The sequence below is a fragment of the Paenibacillus sp. CCS19 genome, assembly GCF_033239625.1.
In the GTDB taxonomy this organism is placed as follows: domain Bacteria; phylum Bacillota; class Bacilli; order Paenibacillales; family Paenibacillaceae; genus Paenibacillus_T.
The window spans coordinates 38352-63987 of the sequence record NZ_BTCK01000026.1; the positions used below are offsets into that span (position 1 = coordinate 38352).

Consider the following 25636-nt stretch of genomic DNA (forward strand, 5'->3'; position numbering starts at 1 on the left):
ATTTTTGGTCTATTGTTCTTATACTCGCTGAATATTTTAAAATTTGAGGAGCCATATTTATGGATACAAGAATAGTCAAAAGAATAAAGCTCAAAAAACTCTATTCTGAGCCTGAAATATTTAATCCAATTGAATTTAGTGATGGAGTCAATATAATACTAGGGGAAAAGTCTGATTCAACAACGACTGCAGGAAGGAAGACAAATGGTGTTGGTAAATCAATGTGTATAGAGTTTATCAACTTTTGTTTGCTTAAAAAATATAGTGATAGTCGAATAGCTTTGATACCAAAAAATGTACTCGATGAAAGTGTTACCATAAAACTTGATTTGGAAATTGGAAGAGAACAAATCACTATATCTCGAAATAGATTGAGCCATGAACAACCAACTATTCTTAAAGACGGAAAAGATATTCACTTTGAGAGCATAGAGGAAACTCAACGTTTTTTAAAGGATTTGCTGTATGTTGATTTGAAGGATAGTTTATTACCCTCATTTAGAGAGTTGCTTTCTCCACTAATTAGGGATGAGAGATCTGAATTTAAATCAATTCTTGAAAGTTTTGATGTTTCTAAAAAAATCCCAGTTAACTATGTACCACATTTGTTTTTTTTAAGTGTCCCCCTCGATGTTTATAAGAAAACTAGAGATACAGTAAAGAAAATTGAAGATGTAAAAAATATCTCAAAAAATAGCAAACGAGAAGTAACTAATAATAATCAAAAAAAAATAAGTGATGTAAAGGCTGAACTTAACGCTTTGAATGATGACATAAAGAACATGAGTGATGCTATAGAAAGCTTTAAAAGCAATGAGTCATTTAATTCACTTGAAAAAGAGCTTATACATATTGAGGATGCTCAAGATAAATTAAGAATTCGAGCAAAAAGTATCTCTTATGAACTTCAAAAAATTAATTCTCTTCCAAAACCAGAAACCATTGAAACGGAAGAGGTTGAGTTTATTTATAATAAGTTTAGACAAGGATTAGGAGATTTTATTGTTAGATCATTGGAAGAAACATTACTTTTCAAAGAGAAAATCGAAAGTTTTCAACGTTCTTTAATTAATCAACGTGCTGCAGAACTCCGTGAAGAGTATGAGGAAATATCAATTGAATTGCGCAGATTAGATGATTTATATTCAGGGAAGTTGAGCATCATTGACCAAAGAGGGGTGCTAAAGAACCTTAAGTCGAGTTTAAGGATTTATCATCAAAAAACTATAGATTATTCAAAAAAAATAGGTTTATTCAGGGAATACGAAGCCGCTGAGAAAGAAAAGAAGGCGTTAAATCTCCAAAAAACACAAGAGGTTATCGAATTAGATAAATCTCTCGAAGATAGAAAAAAGATCATAGATAGCTTTATCGATACACTGTTAGATATTCATTATTATATTATGGGTAATAAAGAATGTTCTTTTACTATTGATACAATAAATAATACTAGTAAGCAGACTATTGAAATTGATTTGCGTATTTTTGATGATGGGAGTCACAGTGTTGATCGTACCAAGGTTTTCATATACGATATGGCTTTGCTATTCAATCAACATACAAGAAACCGGCACCCTGGTTTCTTGATCCATGATAATATTTTCGATGTGGATCAAGATACGTTAGTACAAAGTTTGAATTTATTAGCGAGAGAGGAAAATCTATCTCCCGATTTTCAGTATATCCTGACATTAAATCGCGACAAAATTGAACATGAGGAGAATCAGAAACAAATAAAGCTCAATATTGAAGGGCATAAAGTTGCTGTATTCACAAAGCAAAATAAGTTTTTGAATAAGAATTATCAAGAACTTCAACGAAGTTAGAGGGTTCGGATATAAAAGTACCGAATCTGAACAAAATAAAAGTGACCGTTTCAGGCACATGAAGTACATTGAAAACGGTCACTGGTCACATATTGGTCACGCGAATGTTTTGTCAACGAATCTGGAACTCTTGCCGATCACGGTAAATGAATTGTAGCTCGTAAAATCGAAAGGCTCGAGCATTAATCGTTACGCTCCCTCGAAATAATTCAGTTTCCTCACTCAGACTCATGAATTCGGAGGATTCGTAGTAACCGAAAGAAATGCATTTCGGGAAGTCAAATAAATAGATCTAACTAAATCCCTCCGTGTTGAAGCAGCCTTGCCCGATTATGGGGAGGGGATGCATCTAAAAAAGTCTCCTGGTAAGAGTATTAAAATGGCATTACAGATGCCAGATGAGCAAATAAAGTAATCCTAACTACAAACATCTCTGTACAAAAGGCCGCTTTGTCAGCTGCCTTTTGTTTTTGATTAGGGTCTGCGGTGTTCCATTTCAGACCTGGTTCATATACGGGCAACAGGTAAGCTTTAGCTGAGGCCATTTGCGAAAGTGTATCTATCCAAGGCCAGAAACTTTGTATGATTCCTCAAACCTTAATATAAACGTAACCTACCGATGTACGGCTTCATTGCCTCTTTGGTGTTAGGTGCAAAACCAACACAAGTTAGTGAGTTAGGGGGAACTTCCGTATGGCCATTATCTCGAATATGGTATGCACCGAGCTCAATTAATTTTAGTAAATCCTTTTCTTTACCCCTAAGTATTATCTTACGCTGATCCTTATAAAACCAATCTGAAAAAGTCTGATTCTTCTCATTCATTGCGATAATCGTGGCAACATGAGCGACTTGAGCTGCAACTTTGCCAGCTGACATATTCAATTCGTTATTGACCACAAAATATTCAATCAGTTGCTGTTCTTCCACATGCGTGCTCCCTTCATAATTAAAATACTCGATTCATTTTGGGTTACAGTTTTTTACTCATACTACTATGATTCATTAAGGATTAAACCAATATCATTACTAAAGATCAAGTTTTAAAAATAGTCATATTCCTTCAAAAAATAGGATTTTCACTCTGAGGGGAAAATTGTTTGCAATCTCCGGTTTTCTTAAACATGCTCGCTCTCTCTTTAGTTGATTTCAAAATTGATTTGTATTACATTACCACTATAACTTAACTAGTGACTGTTAGATTGAAATTATTTCCTAAAATCGTGGAAAGGATGGTTTAAGATGGGTGATGTTGTTATTAATCTTTATGTAGATGATTTAAGGGACTGCCCGGAGGATTTCATCGTAGCAAGATCGTATAACGAAGCGGTCAGAATTCTTAAGGACTACTCTATTAATATCATGTCGCTTGATCATGATTTAGGCGAAGATGAAAGTGGAAAGGAACTGCCTAATGGCTACGATTTAGTGAAGTACTTTTGTGAACATGGTTTGAAAGTAAACAAAATCTACATCCATACAGACAATCCCGTCGGACGTAAAAATATGTATGAAACGTTATTGGCAGCACAGCGAAGAGGGTTTATTGATCTGAATATTGAGATATATCATTATCCTTTTACAGAGAACAAATACTCAGGGGGTTGATCTCCGGTTAAGGTGATTAAATTGGCAAAACGTACGAAGAATTCAGAACAGAAGCGCACTTCCATTATGCCAAAACATCCAAGTCAGCGTTATTACTGGAGTTTTAAAGAAAATAGGCTTAGCGAGTTGAATCGATTTATCAATGAATATGGTAGCACGGATTATCTTCTTAAGACAGCGCACGGAAGTAAAATATACGGTCATTTTCACGATTATGATCACAGTATTGAAGATGCTTTGATTGAGCTTGGATATGATCTTGATAAGGTGCGAAGCCGCAAGACTAAAACCTATTACTATAATTATGATAACCTGAAGGCCAAGATTGAATCCTTTATAACTTTCTATGGCCGCTTCCCAACAAAAATGGAAATCGTCAAAGAACTTAAGATCGATCAGCGTTATGTGGACGCACAAGGTGGTATTGCAGCACTTAGAAGAAAAATAGGGTATAAATCGGATTCGGATTATGTAGATGATAATGGTTATGTAAACCGCTCACTTATGGAGTTTCAAATCGCTCAGTTTTTGATCCATGCTGGTGTGGATTATCAGCGGGATGAACGAATCTGTCCTAATCAAGGGTATAAGGATGACTTTTATTTACTAAAGGATGGAACACATGTGGAACTTTGGGGGTATACCGAGCGTGCTGGCTCTCGTCGACACAAGGCATATGTTGAAAGGAAGAATAAGAAACTTGCGATCTATGCTTCCCTTGATGCAAGTTTGATCGAACTGGAATACCACAAGTTGGCCCAATATTCGTACAAACGTTTGTTCACCTTTCTATGCGTTGTGTTTGAAGCATACATACCAGAGAATTATCGTTTTGACCGTGCATTGTTTATTCGACGTAATAGTATCTCTGATGATGCTATCATGACGCAGATTCGCCAATTCATGAGTGATGGCGATAATCACCTCCCCGAAGTGAAACTACTACAGAGTGTAGGGCTGGGCCATTTAGTTCGGATTATTCGTAAGCGACACGGAAACTACCATAGTTTTGGGAAGCTGTATAGCCTCGTCGATCCCAATAAGATCATAGACATGACAGATATCAATAATGACTATATCTTTAAAGCCTTTGATGAATTATCAAAAACAAAGTGCGGAATTACGACAAGGGGTCTGACAGAAGGATACAGTGTTAACACGCTTAAGTGGCTTGCGAAAAATGGGGGCTATTTTCTATGGCGAATGAAGCACTGCGAGCTTCTACTTATGAGAGGAATTCGGTTGGATGACTCTATTATACGAAAGATCTTTAACATTACAACCAATCGACATCTTAAGAGGGATATCAAGCGAAGCTACGAAGCTGAAACGATTGCACAGGCAAAGATCATTTTAAATAAGCTACGGCATGATCAATATTATGCAAAACTCATTAAGAAAATGGTCGAAGAAAAGCCGTACACGGAGGAAGAGTTAGAAGAAAACTTCTTAAGATACGCTAGTGGAGAAGCGCTCACCCCTGCAGGCTTTGCTAAAGTATCACCGATACCCGTAAAAGCGTACAGCGGATTCTTTAAGGATAGTACACCAAGCTGGTGGCAGATCTGTGATCGATATGGAAGACTGGAAGAACTGACGGCTTATATCACAACCGAGTATCGAGTGTACCTAGCAGCGGGTAACCCTGCTAGTATTCGAACTTTTGGGAAGCAGCATACCTATATAAATAAACGCACGATGGATTATAAGCCATTTCAAGAGTGGTATGCGTTGGCAGATACAACTGCGAAACAAAAGCATTTTACAGAAGATGAGCTTAATGGAAACTTCAATGCAATAAAAAATCAACTCGGTAGGCTGCCGACTTTTTCGGAATTTCGTTCACTTGGAAAGATAGGTGTTAAACCATACATTAGATTTCTTGGCTTACATCGGCAAGATTATGCAGCTATTTTGTTGCATTACGGGACGAAAGAGGAACTTGATGAACTAGATCAGTATAAGAAAGAAGCTACCCGCGCACGCGTCGCATTGGAAGACCGTACAAAGATTAGTCAAGAAGAGCTTAACCGGAATTTCCATGAAACCTTCGGACGATTCTATGAGGAGAACGGAAAATACCCTACAAAGCGGTGCTTTAATTTGATCTCGCTATATGATGAGTCTTCGTACCGTAATCGATTTAAATGCACTTGGGCGCAAGTAGTGGCACTATACGGTTATCAATAACGGGGTCCAAGCTAAATAATTTTTTATGATAACTCATATAACAAGTCGTTGCTGCGACCGGTATCAGCAAGTCGAAGCTGATTCGAGGAAGTATGTTCGTTACCGTGCTGGAGCAGAATGCTAAATGATTGATTCGAAGTCTTTCGTATTGCTTCGGCTCAGAAGAAAGGATTTGCATAAGCTGTGGTTTAAAAGGTTTTGAGTAAAGGAGCAAATGGTGAGTTCTTCGGTAGTAGTACCTATTCAAAATGTCGACAGATAGAAAAATAATATGCAAAGGGCTGTCCCAAAAAGTTATAAGCTAGGATGGAGATAACCGTCAGGCAGAACACTAAAAATACAACAAAGAGCTGCATAGTATACTGAGCAGTGGCGTGGTATCCACGAATGCCGGCGGTGCCGTTTACGGTGCTTGTTAAAAGTCAGACCGGTGGTAGCACCAGCGACCCTGGCGACATGACCATCAAACCATCCCTTTGAGCTCGGTTGGTTTAGGCTGTCGTCCGTGCTTCTCTTTCTTCTCACCTCAATTAATAATGTTTACAGATTTTAACCACCATCTATAATGGATAAGGGACCATTATTATATAAAAGGAGCTAATTGATATGTCATTTATTAATACCGCAGAAACAATTTTACAAACAGCTGACTTACATTTGGACCATCAAAATGTCGATATTCGTGGCAAAGAGAAAACTTACCGCTACTACCCAATTATCAGAGAGGATGGAACGGCCGTTGGTGTTTTAGTAATTGAAGATTATGATCAGTCAGTTTCAGTTGATATTTATCCAAACTCCACTGAACGAGAGCGTGCAGCTATGGATCTGGTCAAAGCTACTTTTGACGAGACAGACCAGCCAATGTAACCCTCCTCCTCTAGACTGGCTGCCGTCCTCGGAGCAATGATTCAATCAAAATGACCGGCTCCGGACAAGCCGGAGGCTCCATCAATTTGGAGAAGAGGATTTGCTTAAGGGCCACAAGATATGCTGGACCGGCACGGTAGAACTCAGTGGCGCTTCCGCATCCATCGGTGGATTAAAAGCGCAGTAACACCCCTTATAGGTGTTACTGCGCTTTTTTACCTGGATAGTATTGGGTCTGGTATGTGAGTCAACCGGAATATCCCCACCGGCTTTTTAAGTACTGTAATTACTCGAAGAACATCGCGGTGGCGCGCTTCAGCAGGGAGCAACTAAGAAAGTCCTAGTTATAAACATTAGAAAAGCGGGAAGTCTCAATTGATAAAATTACAAGTCTCAATCGTAGCCATTAGAAAAGGCCATTTAATCGGTTTTTAGTCCTGTTTGTAACTATTGCTCACATAGACACGGACGGTAATTGTGTTACAAATCGCAGAGCCTGGCGGATCGCCAGGCTCTTTTATTATGAAAATAGGATGTCCAAACGTCGAAGCTCTTGCTCAGATGGCGGGTTTGCCCAATACTGATACATGATTTGATCGACCGTGAGATAGGTCTGCTCATTAAAAGTGAACAAGTAGTAATAATCTTTGTAGTAGTTCTTGTCGATTTTATAGTTGAGGTCGACAGGCAAATAGAATTCATTGTAGGTGTTATTCGCAATCTTTGAGATCGTTTGCTTAATATCATTAAACATTAGACCAACTTGGTATTTATACAAAGCTGAACCGTTCTTGTTGGCCAGTGCTTGTTTGTGAGTGGTTTTTAAATGAGCCATCAGTACATTTAATCCCTTTTTATAGTTTAATTTATACAGGATTAGATATAGGTTAATGATCATTAACGAAGGGGATTTGTTCAGGGTTTTCCTTACGTTGTTTAACAAGCCGTGTTCATCCCTTACTTGAGATACAAGCTCTCCCTCTTCGTTTTTCCATACCGCAGAATTAATTGAGTAATTATGTAACAAGATGTTCAAATTTTCAGGAGCGGTCAGTTTAAGATCCTCTTTATAGATCTCCATCGCTTTAAAAATGTCACCTTTTAACAAGTACAGAATACCGTTTAGGTACGTTACAACCTCTTTTTCAACGAGATTGATTTTCGTTTTTTTGCAGAATCGTTGAATGAATTCATTGTTTAGCTGAAGATAAGCGTCAATGAGACCATTTTTATTGATTTCAATTTCATTTTTTGCGATATAGGCGTGGAGAAACGCGCGTAAGGAATCATAGTGTTGTCTTTCGCTTCGATCGCTTTCGATCCTGGCCTTTAAGTAACGGTATTTATCTCCATCAAAGGACGCCATCTCATCAAAGGATGTTGTGTACGCGACGGGGGCGGTCTCTATGGAAGGATCCAAATGGTATTCTTGAAGCAGCTTCATAAGGGCGGTGCCGTCAATCAGCTCCAAGTTCTTGCCGCTGGCGAATGCTATGGCTTTGTTGGAAAACGTGGAGTTGGTTATAAGGATCCCTTTATTCGCTTGTTCACTCAGCACAACGCCGTACAAATCGCGGACGGCGGGCTCCCCGACCGCATTATTCCAGCGTTTGCACTGAATCAGGTATTTTCCTTTAAAGATGAATGAGCTGGAGTAAGCAATAATGTCAACGCCGCCATCGCCAGATAGCGAGGTCATCTCGACTGAGAATCCCATCTTTTTTAATAATTGCGTGATAAGCCGTTCGAAATCATAGCCGTCCATGGTGTGAATGCTCAAAGATGCTGCACGCTCCTCTGTTAATCTCTTCGTGTAATATCCTCATTGTACCATTTTCTCTAGATTAAGAGGAACACTGAATCCATGTGCCTAAATGGGCGGCTATCATCGCGCCGACTGGATTAAAAACATGGGTAGATCTCTACTTCGAGGTCTGCCTTTTTTCGTTATCTATGGGTCCGGACGATCCTCGAATATGCGTAGCTGCTACGATCAACCGAAAGCGTTATTCCGAATTATGCTGATTTTGTTGCGAAAAAGTCAGTTCGAAATAGCATAGCACAAACAAAGACATACGGGATCTGTGTGACTTTTTTTTCATTGAGTCGATCGATGCCGAATGAATTCCGTCGGGTTAACTGAATAAGCACCGGAAGCTGACGAAAGAACTGGCCGACGAATACGTGACGCTCGTTATCCAATTGATAAACATGAACAGTGGAGTGCCCGTATGTGATTCGGTCGACAGAATTTCTGCGAGAGGTGACAAAATCGAAAAGGCATTACTGACGTCAGGAAAAATCAAGAAAAATATGTTGACGTTTGGCATTAACATAAAATAAACTGGATCCAATACCGAATGGAAGGTAGTGGTTTTAATGGAAAAATTATATTATACAATCCGAGATTTAATGGAATTTGCTCAGAGTAAAGGAGGAAGCTGCCTATCGTTTGAATATGTTGCTTTTCATCATCCTTATAAATGGAGGTGTGAACAGGGACACGTGTGGGAAGCTCCGTTTTCCCGAATTAGAAGCGGGTCTTGGTGTCGTGAATGTCATTTAAAGTACCAAAGGCAATATCCTAACACGCACATAACTATTGTTGATTTACATAAACTTGCTAAAAGCAAGGATGGTCAATGTCTTTCGGAAGCCTATATCAACAGCCATCATAAGTATCAGTGGAAGTGCAAAGAAGGACATACTTGGGAGGCTCCTTATTCTCGAATTAAACGTGGAGGTTGGTGTCCTGAGTGCAATGTAGTGAGCAGAGCAGAAAGGAAAAGAAAATACACCATTGAGGACATGAGGGGCTTGGCTAAAAAGCAAGGAGGAGAATGTCTCTCTGAAAAATTTATTTCTGTAAGTAAAAAATTCATATGGAAATGTGCGAAAGGGCATATTTGGGAAGCGATTGCTATTCCCATTATGAGTCGTAATGTATGGTGTCCTATTTGCGCTAGAGAAAGGGCGGGAATTAGTAGAAGATTTACCATTGAAGATGCTCAAAATATTGCGGCAATTAGAGGCGGTTACTGCTTATCTGACAGCTATATAAATTGTAAGAGTCAACTTCTTTGGAAATGTACTGAAGGTCATGAATGGGTGTCGACTTTTGATAACATTTCAAGTGGAAGTTGGTGTAAAGCATGTGCGGGTCTAGAGGGAAATACGATTGAAGATGCACAAAAATTAGCAGAACAAAGAAACGGAAAATGTCTTTCTAGTGTACTTAAAAATAGTAAAGAAAAGTTAGCATGGGTGTGCGCCGAGGGGCATAGGTGGGATGCTTCTTATGGAAACATACACAAAGGTACTTGGTGTCCTACTTGTGCGGGTACCGTTAAAAACACATTACATGATGCACAATTGATGGCTCGAAGTAGAGGAGGTAGATGCTTATCAGATACCTATGTTAACGCACACGAAAAGCTTAAATGGGAATGTGCGAACGGTCATATTTTCGAAAAGAATTATAACAATGTTCAGCAAGGAAATTGGTGTAGTCAGTGCCTAACGAGGTTGAATGAACAAAAAACAAGGTTTATATTTGAGGCGCTATTAGAGAAAAAGTTCCCTACTAACTGGGTTGTATTAGGTAATTACTGCCAATTAGACGGATACAATGAAGAGTTAAAATTGGCTTTCGAATTCCAAGGAATTCAGCACTACGAAGAATATCCGTACTACCATAGAAACAGGGGCGATTTTGAGGCACAAACCAAGAGAGATGAAGAAAAAAGACAACTGTGCAAAGAACTTGGCATTGTGCTGATAGAAATCAAATACACACTTAAAACGGACCAAGAAAAAATTAATTATATCCATAATTTTTTGAATGAAAACAATTATCAGGTGAATACGAAAGAAGATGTGCTAGAAAGGATGAAAGATTTCTATAAAGTGAATGCAGCGTATTTGGAATTAGTTCAAATTGCGGAAGAACGAAAAGGGGAATTATTATCAGAAAACTATTTAGGTGCTCATGAAAAGTTGTTATGGTCATGCGAGAAAAGTCATGAGTGGCTAGCGGCGCCTACTGCTATAAAAGGTGGAAGTTGGTGTCCTGAATGTAAGAAGCATAAAATTGGGGACACAAAGCGGATATATACAATTGATATCGTAAAAGAATTTGCGGTTTCGAAAGGAGGAGAATGTGCATCCGAGGAGTATAAAAGTGTTACTCAACGATTGGAGTGGAAATGTTCGGAAGGACATACTTGGAAAGCTAACTTTGGTGCAGTTAAAAGTGGGACATGGTGCCCCTATTGTGCAGGGAACGTTATGAAAACGATTAAAGATGCGCAAGCGTTGGCTGCAAAAAAAGAAGGGCTATGTTTATCTTTGGAATACAAAGGTGCGTTTGGGAAACTTACCTGGAAGTGTCGTTGTGGTCATGTTTGGGATACCACATATCATCAAGTGGATAGTGGGGGATGGTGCCCGGAATGCGCGAAAGAGAGCAGGGCTAAACTCTTTAGAAAGTATTCAATAGAAGATATGAGAGCTATAGCAGCAGAAAAGAATGGTGATTGTTTGTCTGAGGCATATGAGAGTTGCAACAAAAAACTTCTTTGGAAATGTCAAGAAGGACATGAGTTTGGAAAAACCCTCAGTAATCTAAAAAGAGGTCAATGGTGTCCTTTTTGTAGTAAAGAACGATAAATGTTACCGTTCAGTCAAATTTTAATTAATTTGAGGTTCCGTACTGCCACATATCACCGATATTTGTATAATTCTGAACGGAGCTAGGTTTGCCCATAACAGCACGTACTTCATCCTATGTTGAGCCTAAGTTAGTTTTAGTTGTTTTTTTGCTCCTACTTTTCTTTAGGTGTCTCAGTTACAAAATTCTCTTGTACAGGCACAGTTGAAACAGGTGTGGATTGTTTCTTCGGCGGTGAAGACGCTTTCGCTTCTTGTGGCTGCTGCGGTTCTTCTTTAACTTCTTCATTAAGCTCTTCGAGTACAATGCTTATTTTCTATCTTCTTTACTTCTTTTCCATTATAGTTCGTCTAAGTCTTCGAATGCCACGACGAACCCTACGATGAGTAAGACGCTAACTGTAGGTGATCCAGGATACAGCTAAGCTTGATCGCGATGGAGTTGCTGCATGCGACTAAACAGTATGTTCGCTGTCTAGGGACACAAAGCCACCTACAAATTGATTATCTACGGCGTGTCAGTGAGTAGGGTTAGGGACGAATTGGGGACCAATTTCGTCCCCAACAATCGTAAGGCAACCAGATCAATCATATTTTGGATGGAGAAAAGCCCATAAAATAAGAATTCTTATGACTAGATCCGACTATAACTTACCTATTATTCATCACTGGCAGCGAAGAGGTCAATCGCCATATAAAAGGGCAGAGTTGTTGTTTGTTTCTGCCCTTCATATTGCTAACATTTTTGCTAACATGGTTCCGTATGCAACTTCCCGAACGTAGAGTACATGGAACATGAAAATAGTGCCTTTAACCCGCATCGTTAAAGGATTTCTGCCCGAGATTTCTTTTGTGTAGAGATGAGGTTCAATATGCTACTTCAGGACTTAAAATCCTGCGGTGGGTGACCACCGTACGGGTTCGACCCCCGTCCTCGGCATACGAGTAGAAACCTTGAGAAATCAAGGTTTTTTCTTTTTTTATGTAACTTCTATAACATAGAGTCCAGTGTGTTGAAACAAGATACACAAGATTCATGAGATGATAAAACCTCCTTTGCAGGATCCGAGTCATAATCGGATCTTGTAATGGAGGTTTTTGTTGGTAGTGCGATTAACAAAGGTAAAAGAAGTTGCTCCAGCTACAATGGAAGAAACGTTCTAGTGTTGATTTTCATAATAAGCGAGCAGGATATGGAAATGACTTCACGAATAGCTTGGAGATAACAAAATTTTATGAAATCCACAAAAATACGATATGAAATTTGAAAATATCAAAAAAAGATAACTGAGGTGATATTAATAATGAGGAAGATATTATTTTATCTCGTGCTCTTTGGATGTTTAACTGCTTGCAGTGATAGTTCTATTTCTGAAGACAATTCAGCGAGTGTCATACATCCTACAGAACCTATAATAACACCAATAGAGAAAGAGACCGTAATAAAAGACGATAATAATCCTGCACCAACTAAAGTAGATAATGACAAATCAATAAATAAAACCGATGAGAGCAACTCAAAAACGAAGGATATTATTTCGTTAATACCAACGGGTTGGCACATTTTAGAGAGTGGACAGCCTGTAGAAGCTGAAGGTGATTTGAATAAAGATGGCATTCAAGACATAGCAATTGCAATCGAGAAAACAACGGATGTAGATGCCCGTTCCATCCTGATTGCATTTGGTACCGAAGATCATGCATACGAACTTTCAATTATTGCAGATCATGTAGTCCTGTCTGAATTGGAAGGAGGACCCTTCGGGGATCCGTTTAATGGTCTTATGATAGATAGAGGGTCTGTAGTGGTGAGTGATTACGGCGGAGGTAGCGGAAGGTGGTTTCACAAATATAGGTTTAGATATCAAGAAAACGATTGGTATTTAATCGGAGCAACTATGGGATCGAATCATTCGATTAAGAAAGATACAGAAATGGTATTTGATACGGAAGACTATAATTTGCTTACAGGTGACTATATTATTGACACAACAAACGAAAACGGAGAAGAAAAGATTACGAAAGGAAACAGAGGAAAGAAGAAGCTTGTTAGATTAAGTGAATTTAACATAGATGATATGTAACGAAATATCAAAAACGAACGTGTCATTCTCTGACATGACCGAACCATGATTCATTCCTCGTCTTAAAAAAGAGCCTGCTCGTTCGTACGCAGGCTCTTTGATGGACATCCGATCACCTTCTTGCTGATGACAGTCTATGCCAACTGCCAACAAGTGAGGACTGCATGGATGATTACTAGCGTCATAGTATATCTAGCAAACTAACAAAACCTCCACTTCCGCACAGCGGCTGTGGAGGTTTTACTTACAGCTCAAACTACAATCTATTCCTTCGTCTCTTCCACGATCAAATCGAGCAGCGAGCTCGGCAGGGAGAATTGCTGATTGCTTATCGTAATCCGCTTGATGAGATCGTCTTCATCGGCGGCGTTCGCTTCCTTAATCTCAGAAATTTCACGATGCAGCCGTTCCATCTGCTTATCCAGCGCATTGGCGGAGTCGGCAGCGGCTTTCAATTCCTGCAAGAGATGCTGCGGGACCGCTTCGTTGTATTTGTAGAAAATTTTGTGCTCCAGGCTCGCCCAGAAATCCATCGCGATCGTTCGAATTTGCACCTCGACACATACACTTTCCATGCCGTCGGACATGTAGACAGGTACCTCGATAAGCAGATGCAAGCTCTGATAGCCATTTGCTTTAGGATGTTTAATGTAGTCCTTGGTCTCAATAATACGCAGGTCGTGCTGGCGGCGCAGCATGTCGCTGATCTGATAGATATCCGATATGAATGAGCATGTAATGCGTATTCCGGCGATATCTTTAATGTTGCGCTTCATGCTCTCGAGCGATAGCTCGCAGCCTTTGCGGAACAACTTGTTCATCATGCTCTCCGGCGATTTCAGACGGGACTTCGTATGTTCGATCGGGTTGTAATCATGCAAAAGATGAAACTCTTCCTTCAAGATTTCGATCTTCGTCTCCATCTCGTCCAAGGCGAACTTGTACACCATTAAGAAGCGTGTGATTTTATTTTTAAAAAGTTTAAGCTGTTCAAGTTGATCATGCGAGTTCATGGAATCGCTCCTCTCTCTCCTAAGAGCATATTACACTTGGATATGGTAAATCAAATCATCTTCGGATTCATTGTCACGATATGTTGCTGTCCGATATACTTAAAGGAAGAGCAAGTGACGAGGTGGGACGAATCGATGTTGATGATCAAGCAGCCGGATTGGAAGGACAAGCTGAAGAAAGAACTGGCACAGCCCTATTACAAGCAGCTAATGGCGATGCTCGATGAGCAATATGAAGAAGAGCCGATCTATCCGGCGAGAGAACAGCTGTTTCAGGCATTGGAATATACGCCGTTCGAGCAGACGAGAGTCGTTATTCTTGGACAAGATCCATATCATGGCCCGGGCCAAGCGAATGGACTCAGCTTCTCAGTGCCAGTGGGCATTCCGATTCCGCCATCGCTGCGGAACATTTATAAAGAGCTGCAGGCTGATGTTGGTTGCGAGGTGCCGGACCATGGCTCTCTAACCACATGGGCGAAGCAGGGAGTGCTGCTGCTGAACAGCGTGCTGTCGGTGCAGGATGGCAAGCCGAATTCGCACAAGGGACTTGGGTGGGAGCGATTCACCGACGCGGTCATTGCTGCGCTTAACGAGCGTGAGACGCCGGTTGTATTCATTCTATGGGGCAGCTACGCGCAGCAGAAAGCAAGTTCCATTAATACGGACAGGCATGGCGTCATCGCATCTGTACATCCAAGTCCGTTAGCGGCTCATCGCGGCTTCTTCGGCAGCAAGCCGTTCTCGAAGACGAACGAGCTGCTGACAAGCTGGGGACAGCCGCCGATCGATTGGCGAATTCCATCATCATCAGAACTGGACTAGTTCTAAACCAATAGAGCGCATCGTCGCCTTCGCCTCATCGCTTCAGACAGCGATAAAGGAGGGCGCGATGCGCTCTTTGTCATTCCTTCAGTGTATTCGGCTCCGATAGCCGCCGCCTTGATTCCTTCAGCGTATTAAGCTCCGATAGCTGCCTTGACTGGCGGGCTGCTGACCGTATCGGAGGAGCCCGTATTCGGCTCCGAGCTTACCGATGTATCTGGCGTATCAACGATACCCGTCGATCCGTTCGTACCGCCGCTGCTGCCTGTGCTTGCAAGCACGAGCTCTGGCGTATAGGACGAGGATACATAAGTAACAGCCGTTAGGTCTGTAATGACCTGCGCATACATTCGATCAGGATCAGGCTGGACGATCTCGGCATTAATGAGCGCTTTGCTGCCATCGAACTGGATCGATGCAATGCGAAGGCCATAGCCGGGATGCGGAACGGTAGCCGTTACGGTGACTTCATTGACCGATTTGTTGACCGGGTTAACGGTCAACTTCATATCATAGGCGGCGGATGGATCGGAGCCGCCGTTGTTCTCTTGGTCGTAAGCGGCAGCGAACGCGAGCCCGTCATACAGCCAGCCTGCAGCTTCGCTGCGGGTGATGGATTGCTTTGGATGGAAATTCTGCTGGTCATCGAGCTTTACGATCTGCGAGATGATCAGCTTTTGGATACTATCCATGTAGGTAGCGTTAATGGCCTTCTCGTCGTTAATGAGCACGAATAGCTCAATAAAGGCGATGTCGCGATCATGGATGATCGATTGGAACAAATAATGAGCGAACTGTTCGCGTGTCAAGGCAGCAGCCGGATTCACGTCCTTCGGCACATCGAGACCAACAGCATGTGCAATAACGAAGGCAGGTGCATACCAAGCATTGTTAGGGATGCGTGTGTAATAATCACTCGCCTCAGGCTTCTTGATGTACACGTTCGTATCCTTCAGCTCAAACCCTTTCACCAGCAGGCTGATGCCCTCTGCATAGGTCAGTTTGTCGTTGGGACGGAATTTGCCTCCGGTGCCAGATAGGATGCCCTGCTTCTGCAGGCTGGTGATTTTGTCCGCGTTGACGTCGGTCTGCGTATCGGAGAATGCGAACACAGATTGTCCGATGAGCAGCAGCATGCTTGTCAAGATGGCGATCAGTAGAGGAAGTTTCATGGTCTTCTTCATGTTCAAGCTCCTTTCGTTGATCGTATTTGACATAAGAGACGCTCGATATGTATCAAATGTTGCACAAGTCGTGTAGGCGGATGTCACGATGATAACAAGACCGACAATCCAGACAGACATAGGGCATATCCATCTGGATTGCTGCTCCCGCTTAGGGACGTATCGTCACCCGCGTGCCGATTGGAACAAGCGAAGACAGCTCGATGACATCCTGATTGTACATCCGAATACAACCATGGGATACCACGTGACCAATAGATGAAGGATCATTCGTTCCATGTATGCCATAGTGAGGCTTCGATAAACCCATCCAGAAAGCACCGAACGGCCCGCCCGGGTTCGGCTGTTTGTTGATGATGCGAAACTCGCCGGTGGGCGTTCTCGTCACCATGCGGCCGATTCCAACCGGGAAACCACGCGTCACAACATCCCCATCGAGCAAATAAAGTCGGCGATCCGACAAATCAACGATGATCCGATAATTAGGCATAAGAAATCCCTCCGCCATATCCTATGCGAGACGGGGAGGGAGGAAACGTATTTATTCCGTTGTATGGTTGGCTCACTGTTTGTCTCTTAACAGATGCTGAGCAATGAATGAATATTATCCGTTAATCAGACGTCTAGGTCTCCGAAGCACTTTGACCCAAACGCCGCCTTTATCATCGCGATAGAAACGGATTCCTACTAACTTAAACGGCGTCCAGCGCTCTCTTAATTCATAATACGGCATCTCACGATCACTCCTATTTTGTACCAATTGCAATCATTCTATCACAACAACGTATAGTAAAAAATACCTAGGTCGTAGGATTTACCTTAATTTTATGTAAAAATGCTGAGCATGATCGTTTTATCGTAAGGAGTGCTGTCTTCGAAGGTTTACGAACCAGTGAAGCTAATTCTACATAAGTCCATTGTCGCTGCAAATTTTATATAAATTTTATGTCTGAAGCACTATTTTGGTATGAGCTTCAGTAGAAAGCTGGAAGTAGAGTAAGTATACTAGCTATTAAGGAAGAAATTCGTTATTAATCGAGGTGTGCAATGGACATTAATTATTTTGGTCAGGACCCCATCAATCATGCCAATACTCTGGACAAGGCATTCGGCAATGCTTCCGATCACGCTCAACAGCCTGTCTTTGTAGACGATTATTTCCGGCATGACGGCACGCATGTTCATGGTCATATGCGTTCGCATCCTGACGGCAATCCGTTCAACAATTATACGTATCCCGGCAACATCAATCCTTTTACAGGTGAGATTGCAACCGGCGATCCGCTCACTTATTTGGACCATCATTACCATCATTCATTCCAGCATGTGATCGAGCAGTCGAACCCGCTTGCTCACGTCCAGCAGTACTCGATGCCGCCATTGTCGTTTCAAGGGTCTTAATTGAATGGGTTGAACTTCAAGGCCGGATTCAGCTGATGAGCCGGTCTTTTGTATGAGGACATACTATCGCCTACATAAGGAGTTATTCATAGATGACAGGGATTAATTTATCCTCCTACCTGGAGCGAAGACAGCGTATCATCGACAGCTTGATGGAAGTGCAATGGATAGCCCAGGAGCTTCAGGTTGATTCGGCTATTGAAGTGCTGCAAGCAACGAAGCAGGGGCTGCTCGATGATGTATTCAGAATGGTCGTAGTCGGTGAGTTCTCCAGAGGCAAATCCGCCTTCGTGAATGGCTTGCTCGGCAAGCGGATTTTGCCTTCTTCACCGGTGCCAACAACGACTGTGCTCAGCAAAATTCATTACTCCAAAGAGCCGTACTATCGGCTTCATTACCGCGATGGGCGAAGCGAAGCGTCCATATCGGAATCGGCATTCCGAACGATCGTCGCTCCTGACGAGCCAGACCCGGACGACCAGCATGCGATAGTGGAATACAGCGCGAAGCTGGAGCAAATGACAGAGATCGCTTATGCGGAGATTGGCTATCCGACCTCGATCTGCGAAGGCGGAGTCGAGCTGATCGATACGCCAGGAACGAATGAGCTGGATGCGGCCCGGGAGGAAATTACATATACGTTCATTCCGCAGGCGGACACCGCAATCTTCGTGTTGTCTGCGCGTCACCCGCTGTCCGAAACCGAAATGAGGTTCTTCCAAGACCGCATCCTGAAGGCGGATATTCAGAAGGTCTTTTTTGTCGTTAATTTCAAGGATCGACTGGCAACAGATGAGGCTCGCAACAAAGTGATGCAATTTATTATAAGCCGCTTGTCACCGATCATTAAGGATCTGAAGATTTTCCTTGTATCCGCCAAGCAGGCGCTTGATGCTCGGAGAGCGCCTGCCGGAGAGCCAGTAGAAGGTGCTATAGCGGCTCTCGAGCAGAGCGGCTATATGGAGCTTGAATCAGCAATCGGCACTTTCTTAAGCGAAGAGCGAGGCAAGGTGAAGCTTGCCAAACCGCTTGAGCGAACGATTCGAATTGCGAAAGAGCTGCAAATGAATGCTATTCGCCTGCCTTTATCCACAGTCGGAATCAACTTAGAGCAGCTTGAACGGAAGACGAATGAAGTGCAAGGCGAATTGGATCGTGCCCAGCGAATCGCTTCCGAGACGATTCAACGGCTGCGAACAGCGTTAGACAGCGGCGGCTTGCAGATTCGATCGCAGTGGGAGACGGGGCTGCATCGCGTTGCGACACTAGCCGTAGAGGCGGTTACGAATTATACGGGCAATCTGCAGAGCGATGAAATCGCCAGTGCTGTAGAGGCAGTGGTTGCGCCGGCCCAAACGGCTCTACAAGAACAAATTCGGGCGGCTCAAGGCGCTCTGCTCCAAGAGGAGATCGATCGGGCGAACCGCAGGCTGGAGCAAGAATGGGAGTCGATCGAGCAGACGATCGTACGTACATTCGTCTTATCCGCAGACGAAGCGGGTACGGAGGACGAACAATTCCGAGCCCATTATGATCATGATGAAGTCGTGATTAAAACGGGCATTGGTTCATTAGGGCTTTTGGGAGCAGTAATTGGCTTCCATGTTGCGCTGCCGCTTGCGATTCCGGCGCTGCTGTTCGGCGGCGGGTTTATTTACTCCTATTTTGAGAATAAAGTGCGGGAGAAGACGCTTGCTGAAGTGCGTGTACAGGTAGAGCGTCGTTATCGTGACGTCATCCCGTCTATGTGCTCGGATTTCAGCAGCCAATGGACGAAGCAGGTGAATCAGATCGTGACGCAGTTCGATGAAGAAGTCCATCGCAAGATCGATTCGATTGCAAGGCAGCTGAAGCGAATGATGGAAGAGCGCAGCAAGGAAGCGGGTCATGTCGAGCAGCGTAGAAACCATTTGCTTCAATTAAATAGCAGGCTGGATATAACGGTCAGCAGACTGACGGCTTTGTCGGCCGAGCTTGAGAACGGGGGGACTGTGGCACAGTCGGTTGCAGCGGGAGGGATTGGCTCATGATTGGCTATGAAGCGGGCAAGGCAGAACTTCTAAATACAGTTATGCGAATCCACTCCTTATTGGACGAGCAGTTATCAGATTCAATCTTCATGAAAGACTTGATGGAACTAGGTGCAAGTATTCGGGAGGATCGCTGTACGATCGTCGTGCTAGGCGAATTCAAACGAGGAAAGTCAACTTTTATCAATAGTTTGCTAGGTGAAGATTTGCTGCCCGTTGATGTGACACCGACGACGGCTACAATCAATGCAATGATCTATGGAGAGCAGCGCAGCTTGATGATCAAGCTGAAGGATGGCACGGTTGAGCAGCGGCCGTTAACCAAAGCGAACATAGATGCTTATTCCGCGGAAGGTACGGAGAACCCGGATGAGGTTCGATATTTGCAGCTGTCATTGCCATCGGAGATGTTGGCATCGCGCGTTATTGTCGTCGATACGCCTGGTGTGAACGACTTGAATCAGCAGCGCGCTGAAGTGACGTATCAATTCGTCCCACGTGCGGATGCCGTGATTTTCTTGCTCGATGCAACATCGCCAGTGAAGAGGTCGGAGAAGCAGTTTCTGACGGATACGCTGCTTGAGGAAGGTCTTGAACGGATGCTGTTTATCGCGAATTTCTATGACCAATTGGACGAAGAGGTAGATCCGGACGCCCATCTTGATCATATTCGGAATCGATTGACGACTGTCATGGGAGGGAAGAAGCAGCAGGTGCTCCCCTACTCTGCGACTGCGGCGCTGGAAGCCAGATTATCGAACGATAGGGGGGCTCTTGAAGCTTCCGGCTATCCGAATGTGATGGAGGCGGTGCAGCAGCTTATTGAGCATGGAACGCAAGGAGAAGCGCGTCTCGATCGCTATCGATTCCGTATGCGTACAATTACAAATTCCATTATCCGGGAGCTGGATGGGAGAATCGCATTGCTGGACGAGTCCGAGGATGAGATTTCCCGCAAGCTGAAGAGTGTGGAAGACCTTATGAAGCGGCACGGTGCAATCCAGCGAGAGATGGATGATTATACGCACGACCGCGAGACCGAGATGCTGGCGATTACTCGCAAATCTTTGCATTATTTTGAAGAGCAGCTGAAGGAAGATATGCAGTATATGATGATGCAGTTAACGGGTCCGCAGTTGAAAGATTTCGTAGAAGTTCAGCTTCCGATTCAAGTGAAACGACGGCTGAAGCAGTGGATCGAGCAGTATACCCCGTCTATGGTCAAAATGCTGCAGATGCTTGAGCAGGAGCTGGCAACCGCATTGGCAACCGAGTTCAATACAGCATTGCTCCCTCTGCTCGATAAAGGCAAGCTGGAGACGCTGCATACTGCAGATAACAACTTCCATATAACAGGCGCTGATTTGAGCAATACGCCGATTATGGCAGGGCTTATTGCCGGAGGCGCAGGCATGCTTGCCATGCTGCTGGGCGGACCGCTGCTGCTGCCGCTTGTGGGCATGGCAGGGTTTCCGTTTATTCAGAAATATATGATGCAGGAGCAATTGAAGAAAGCACGAGAGAAGCTGCAGCCTGAATTGGATGCTGTACTGGATCAGGTTGTCGATGCGTTCAGCGTGCAAGTGGAGAGCTGGCTGTTGAACAACGCTGGATTGATACGTAAAGCAGCGGAGGCGCGTTATGTCGATATTGTTCGCGCCAACAAGCTGAGACTGGAATCCGAGATTGGACGAATGAAACATTCCATTAACGACAAGGTGCAGGAGAAGCTGAGACTGCGCACAGCACAGGAGGAAATCAGTCAATGGCAGTACAGCCTTCAATAATCCTAGCAGTGCTCGTCCTTATTGCTATTGTAATCCTAGGTGCATGGTTGATAAGCAGAAGGACGCGACGCAAAGAGAACGCCGGCACGAAGCCAGTACAGCGAAGTGGAACATCCAATATGGAGATTGGGGTTCAACGAAGAAAACAAGAAGAACTAGTACGACTCCTGCCGAATCCACGTCAGGAGCATTCGCTCCCGGACTATTTGCCTCAGCTTTCGGCAGATCGAGTCATTCAAAGTTCGATGGAAAGAATGGCGAATATGTTGCAGCCATATGAGTCGCTTCAAGAGCATGCGGTCAAGCTGCAGCAGATCGCAGAGGATGCGGCGAAGCCGCTCCTGCTTGTTGTTATGGGATTATTTAATTCAGGCAAATCGAGTTTTATCAATGAGTTAATCGGAATGAAGGGCTTTCTCCGAACGGATGACATACCGGCTACAGCTGTCATTACGATGCTGAGCTATGGTAAGGATCGGGAAGTCGTCGCCCATCTTCTGGACGGTACACAGCAAGCGTACCCCTATGACAAGCTTCATGCTCTGTCGTCTGAAGGAGATGATGAAGTACGCAAGCTGCGGGATGCCATCGATTATTTGGAAGTCAAGCTGCCGGTCGAACTACTCAAGAAGGTAACAGTCGTTGATACACCGGGGTTGAATTCGGACAACGAGCATCATACGAAGGCGGCAGAACGATTCATGGAGCGAGCCGATCAAGTGATCTGGTTGTTCTCCTATGAGCAGGCAGCCTCAAGAGTCGAGTTGTCGAAGCTAAGCCAACTGGCGGCTCAATGGAAGCCGATCGGTGTTGTTAACTTTATCGATGAGCATGATCCAGAAGAAGGAACTTTGGATTCCTTCCTGACACAGGTGAAACGCAGGCTGGGCGGCAGCATTAGCAGACTGGAGGCCATCTCGACACTGCAGGCTTCTCAAGCAAGAATGAGTGGAGATGCCGCACTGCGATCGCGAAGCGGGTGGACCGCGCTCGAGCGGGCTTTGCAGGAAGAGCTGCATGATAAGGCTGCAATGAAGAAAGGCGTTCGTCAGCTATCGCGTATTCACGAAGCCATTACGAACCTACAATCGCATATCAACACGGAGCAGGCTGCGTATGTTAAAGCTTACGAACTCATCCACGATCAGAAGAAAGCGATTGAAACGTTGGAGAACAACCGATCCAAGGTTCAGCAAATTCATTACAACTGGCTGGAGATGAAGGAAGACACCGCTCTCCACGCGCTGGAGTCCAACTATCCGTTACCTGGGCTCGTGAACGATCATTTGAAGCTGAATAAGCAGATCGAGATGCTCATTGATGTATTGAAAGTATTGGATCAGGAGTATACGGAAATCCAGCGTCACTCCAAGAACAATCAACAGAACATTGATAGGCATAATAGCGCCTCGGAGGTACTGTCGAAGGATTTCGCAGAATATAACAAGTCGGGCATGTTCGGCGGACGTCCATTGCTGGACTGGGACGGCAAGCTGAAGGCGCTTAATAAACGCTCAGCGGAGCTGGACGAGAAAGCGAATCAATTGAATGCGCGGGCAGAGGAGCTTCATACGAAGCACCAGCTGTTTCTTACGAGGCTGCGGCGGAATGAACAAGAGGGCTATGAATTGTCCCGTCTAGTCATGGCGAAGGCAGAAGAATCATTGGCTGAGTTCAATAAGCTGCTCGATAATCAAGAAGCGATGCAGGCAGAAGCGATTGAACAGGAGAATCAATTGTATTGGATCAATAGCGCGCATTCGATGCTGCAGAGCTTGATGAGCTGGGAGTTAGGCGCTTTATCGGCCATGCTCAAGCAGTCTGCCATTGGTTCGACGGATACTTCGATTACCATGATGGCGGAGCGCGGTTTATCGGGCCTTCATCAAATAGAACAACAGCTGCTTCATCATGAGGTTATAACGCAGCAGCGTGAGGCCGCACCAGCGGTGCAGCTTGTTGATGACCAATCCGAGGCAGTTGGTGTGGATTTGAAGTCGCTGCTCGCATCCTTATCCGAACAAGAGGAACTGCTGCTGGAGGATAAGGTTTATACCATTAACGAGACGATACTGCTGGACAGATCGATAAAGCTGCGTGGTTCTGCCAATGGGACAATCATTCTAGCTGGCGGCCAGTTGGACGCCCTCATTCGGGTTAGGGGCGAGAATGAACTGACTGTGGAGTCCATTCGTTTTGACTTGCGTGGTTCAAGGGCTGCAGTTGTTTTGGAAGGCGGCAAAGCTGTATTCCGCCATTGTACGTTTGGAGGGGCCGACCGTTCAACGGGAGAACAAGACGCGCAGGGAGGCAGCGGTGCAGCCTTGCTTTTCCAAGGCTTTTCGAACGGCCTTGTCGAGGGCTGTTATTTTGTAAACAATCATATAGGGACAGCCTGGGAGGATCAATCGAAGGGTACGATCAAGGGCAGTAGGTTCTGGTTGAATGGCGATGGCGTCTATGCTGTAGGCAAAATCGAATTGACGTTAGAAGGCAATGAGATTGTGCGCAGCGAACGTAATGGTGTAGTGGGTAAAGGAGAGTCGCGTATCTCAATTCTCGGGAATAGATGCGAGGCGAATCGGACAGGCATTTATGTGGAAGAGGGAGCTGGCGGGTATATTGCTGCTAATGATTGCAGTCTCAACTACGTCGCCGGTATCCATTATGATACGACAGGTCAGTTGATCGTTGAACATAATCGCTGCACCTATAATGGATTGGGCGGCATCGCTCATGATGCTGCTTCCTATGCGGAGATTGCATCGAACGAGTGCTCGAATCAGATGAGAGATGGCATCTATGTGGGCGGAACCGGCTCGGTGATGTTGACGGCCAATCGTTGTGATCATAATACGGGCTGCGGTATTGGTGTCGACGAATCCATTAAGGTTGATGTGCGGGAGAATCGCTGCGATCACAATAACTACGGAATTTTCGTGAATGAAGGGTCGCAAGCTGATATCGTCAGCAGCCAGTTCAGCAACAATCGGAAAGCAGGGATTTTTGCTTCTGGACAATCCAAGGTATCGGCTGTCGGCTGCATTTGCTTAGAGAACCAAGTCGGAATCGGATTCGAAGGCCAGTCCAACGGCATTGTGAAACAATGTACAACGGATCAGAATCGAACAACGGGAATCGGATTCACCGGGCGTTCTACGGGCAAAGCGGACACCAACTTTGCAAGGCATAACGGAGACAGCGGTCTATCCCTCATAGGTGAAGCTGCGGTCGAGCTATTATCGAATGAATGCAGACACAATGCATTTGCCGGTATTTATACGACGGATGAGTCGAAGGGGACATTAACATCTAATCACTGCAGCCTGAACCTCGTAGGGATAAGCGTAGCAGGTAAAGCGTCGCCGTCCATTAAACATAATGAATGCTACAGCAATAGCTATCATGGGATTTTCTACAGTGAAGAAGCAAACGGAACAGTTGCAGACAACAAGTGTTACGATAACGAGATGAATGGAATATACGTTTCAGGGCGCAGTAACCCTACGCTCAAGAAGAATGAACTGAGGAACAACAAGAATAGCGGGATTGCAGCCGATTCGGAGTCCAAGCCGATCATCAGCTACAACGTAATGATGAACAATGTTGGCTACGGCATACAGATTGACGACCAGGCTGTCCCTGAGATTCATAGCAATAAGTATGACGGCAATAAATGCGGCGATGTCTCGCGATAGAGGATTGACCATTATCATGTGGTTGAATGAAGCAAAGAGCTTCTTGCTGTCACTTGAAGTGACGCGGAAGCTCTTTGTGCTTGTAACGACTCGTATGCAGTCGTCACTGCGATTAGACATGGCTAATCTCCCTCATTTTCTTAAAGAACCACAGATAGTAACCGTATGAAATTAATAATGTGATCAGTATTGTGATAAAGCTCCAATACCATGACCAATGAATGTACTTAATCAGCTCCGTGTTTTTCTCAAGCAGAACCTCCACAATCGTCATCAGTGCCGGGAAAGATAGGATATATACAGCCTTGATGAACCAGTTCTTACGGGTAGGGAAGTTCGTATTAAATATTGCACTTATGGACGGGAAAACGAAGAACTCGAACGTAAAGCTGGCCTTGTACACATTGTTGAGGAAACCAACAGGATATTCGATTAGCTTACCTTCAGCGACG

General features: G+C 44.1%; 17 protein-coding genes and 1 pseudogene. 11 read left to right on the forward strand and 7 right to left on the reverse strand.

The features are described from left to right. The first annotated feature begins 59 nt into the window (after positions 1-59). Positions 60-1826 (forward strand): DUF2326 domain-containing protein, encoded by a 1767-nt coding sequence (locus SBI19_RS17755; protein ID WP_317970577.1) that lies wholly within the window; start codon positions 60-62, stop codon positions 1824-1826. Between the two features lie 597 nt (positions 1827-2423). Here the strand turns inward: SBI19_RS17755 and SBI19_RS17760 are convergent. Continuing rightward, positions 2424-2756, reverse strand: coding sequence for an aminoacyl-tRNA hydrolase (locus tag SBI19_RS17760; protein ID WP_317970579.1), 333 nt, complete (start codon positions 2754-2756; stop codon positions 2424-2426). Positions 2757-3068: 312 nt separating this feature from the next. Between SBI19_RS17760 and SBI19_RS17765 the strand changes: the two genes are divergently transcribed. The 3 genes from SBI19_RS17765 (at position 3069) to SBI19_RS17775 (ending at position 6494) form a co-directional block, all read left to right on the forward strand. Next, the gene (locus SBI19_RS17765; RefSeq protein ID WP_317970581.1) at positions 3069-3434 is read left to right on the forward strand and encodes a cyclic-phosphate processing receiver domain-containing protein; all 366 of its coding nucleotides are present in this window, start codon (positions 3069-3071) and stop codon (positions 3432-3434) included. Between the two features lie 21 nt (positions 3435-3455). Continuing rightward, positions 3456-5624, forward strand: a complete 2169-nt coding sequence (locus tag SBI19_RS17770) for a hypothetical protein (RefSeq protein WP_317970583.1) — start codon at positions 3456-3458, stop codon at positions 5622-5624. 606 nt (positions 5625-6230) lie between these two features. Beyond that, on the forward strand, positions 6231-6494 hold the full coding sequence (locus SBI19_RS17775) for a hypothetical protein (protein ID WP_317970585.1): 264 nt from the start codon (positions 6231-6233) through the stop codon (positions 6492-6494). 520 nt (positions 6495-7014) lie between these two features. Here SBI19_RS17775 and SBI19_RS17780 read toward each other — a convergent pair. Next, positions 7015-8274, reverse strand: a complete 1260-nt coding sequence (locus SBI19_RS17780; RefSeq protein WP_317970587.1) for a restriction endonuclease — start codon at positions 8272-8274, stop codon at positions 7015-7017. Between the two features lie 599 nt (positions 8275-8873). Here SBI19_RS17780 and SBI19_RS17785 point away from each other — a divergent pair. Both SBI19_RS17785 and SBI19_RS17790 read left to right on the forward strand, forming a co-directional pair. Then, positions 8874-11162: a zinc-ribbon domain-containing protein gene (locus tag SBI19_RS17785; protein ID WP_317970589.1), complete on the forward strand. Its 2289-nt coding sequence runs from the start codon at positions 8874-8876 to the stop codon at positions 11160-11162. A 1304-nt stretch (positions 11163-12466) separates the two neighbouring features. Further along, positions 12467-13246, forward strand: a complete 780-nt coding sequence (locus tag SBI19_RS17790) for a hypothetical protein (protein ID WP_317970591.1) — start codon at positions 12467-12469, stop codon at positions 13244-13246. A gap of 263 nt (positions 13247-13509) precedes the next feature. Here the strand turns inward: SBI19_RS17790 and SBI19_RS17795 are convergent, their stop codons facing one another. Beyond that, positions 13510-14259, reverse strand: a complete 750-nt coding sequence (locus SBI19_RS17795; protein WP_317970593.1) for a GTP pyrophosphokinase — start codon at positions 14257-14259, stop codon at positions 13510-13512. 135 nt (positions 14260-14394) lie between these two features. Here SBI19_RS17795 and SBI19_RS17800 point away from each other — a divergent pair, with 135 nt between their 5' ends. Continuing rightward, entirely contained in the window at positions 14395-15084 is a 690-nt protein-coding gene (locus tag SBI19_RS17800; RefSeq protein WP_483312307.1) for a uracil-DNA glycosylase, read from the forward strand. Between the two features lie 134 nt (positions 15085-15218). Here the strand turns inward: SBI19_RS17800 and SBI19_RS17805 are convergent, their stop codons facing one another. The 3 genes from SBI19_RS17805 to SBI19_RS17815 all read right to left on the reverse strand — a co-directional run bounded on the left by SBI19_RS17805 (position 15219) and on the right by SBI19_RS17815 (position 17001). Continuing rightward, positions 15219-16268 carry an S-layer homology domain-containing protein gene (locus tag SBI19_RS17805; RefSeq protein WP_317970595.1) on the reverse strand — a complete coding sequence of 350 codons (1050 nt, stop codon included), beginning with the start codon at positions 16266-16268 and terminating at the stop codon, positions 15219-15221. Positions 16269-16419: 151 nt separating this feature from the next. Continuing rightward, the gene (locus SBI19_RS17810) at positions 16420-16758 is read right to left on the reverse strand and encodes a L,D-transpeptidase (protein WP_317970597.1); all 339 of its coding nucleotides are present in this window, start codon (positions 16756-16758) and stop codon (positions 16420-16422) included. A gap of 114 nt (positions 16759-16872) precedes the next feature. Further along, positions 16873-17001: a hypothetical protein gene (locus SBI19_RS17815; RefSeq protein ID WP_317970599.1), complete on the reverse strand. Its 129-nt coding sequence runs from the start codon at positions 16999-17001 to the stop codon at positions 16873-16875. A 314-nt stretch (positions 17002-17315) separates the two neighbouring features. Here SBI19_RS17815 and SBI19_RS17820 point away from each other — a divergent pair, with 314 nt between their 5' ends. From SBI19_RS17820 to SBI19_RS17835, 4 genes are all read left to right on the forward strand, one after another. After that, positions 17316-17669, forward strand: coding sequence for a hypothetical protein (locus SBI19_RS17820; protein ID WP_317970601.1), 354 nt, complete (start codon positions 17316-17318; stop codon positions 17667-17669). 92 nt (positions 17670-17761) lie between these two features. Then, positions 17762-19699, forward strand: coding sequence for a dynamin family protein (locus SBI19_RS17825; RefSeq protein ID WP_317970603.1), 1938 nt, complete (start codon positions 17762-17764; stop codon positions 19697-19699). Then, on the forward strand, positions 19696-21486 hold the full coding sequence (locus tag SBI19_RS17830) for a dynamin family protein (protein ID WP_317970605.1): 1791 nt from the start codon (positions 19696-19698) through the stop codon (positions 21484-21486). Before SBI19_RS17825 ends, SBI19_RS17830 begins: the two co-directional genes overlap by 4 nt. Further along, positions 21465-25184 (forward strand): right-handed parallel beta-helix repeat-containing protein, encoded by a 3720-nt coding sequence (locus tag SBI19_RS17835; protein WP_317970607.1) that lies wholly within the window; start codon positions 21465-21467, stop codon positions 25182-25184. Before SBI19_RS17830 ends, SBI19_RS17835 begins: the two co-directional genes overlap by 22 nt. 112 nt (positions 25185-25296) lie before the next feature. On the opposite strand, the pseudogene SBI19_RS29585 reads toward SBI19_RS17835, so the two are convergent. Then, positions 25297-25635 (reverse strand): annotated as a pseudogene (locus SBI19_RS29585) (CBO0543 family protein); the annotation flags it as partial. Position 25636: the final 1 nt, after the last annotated feature.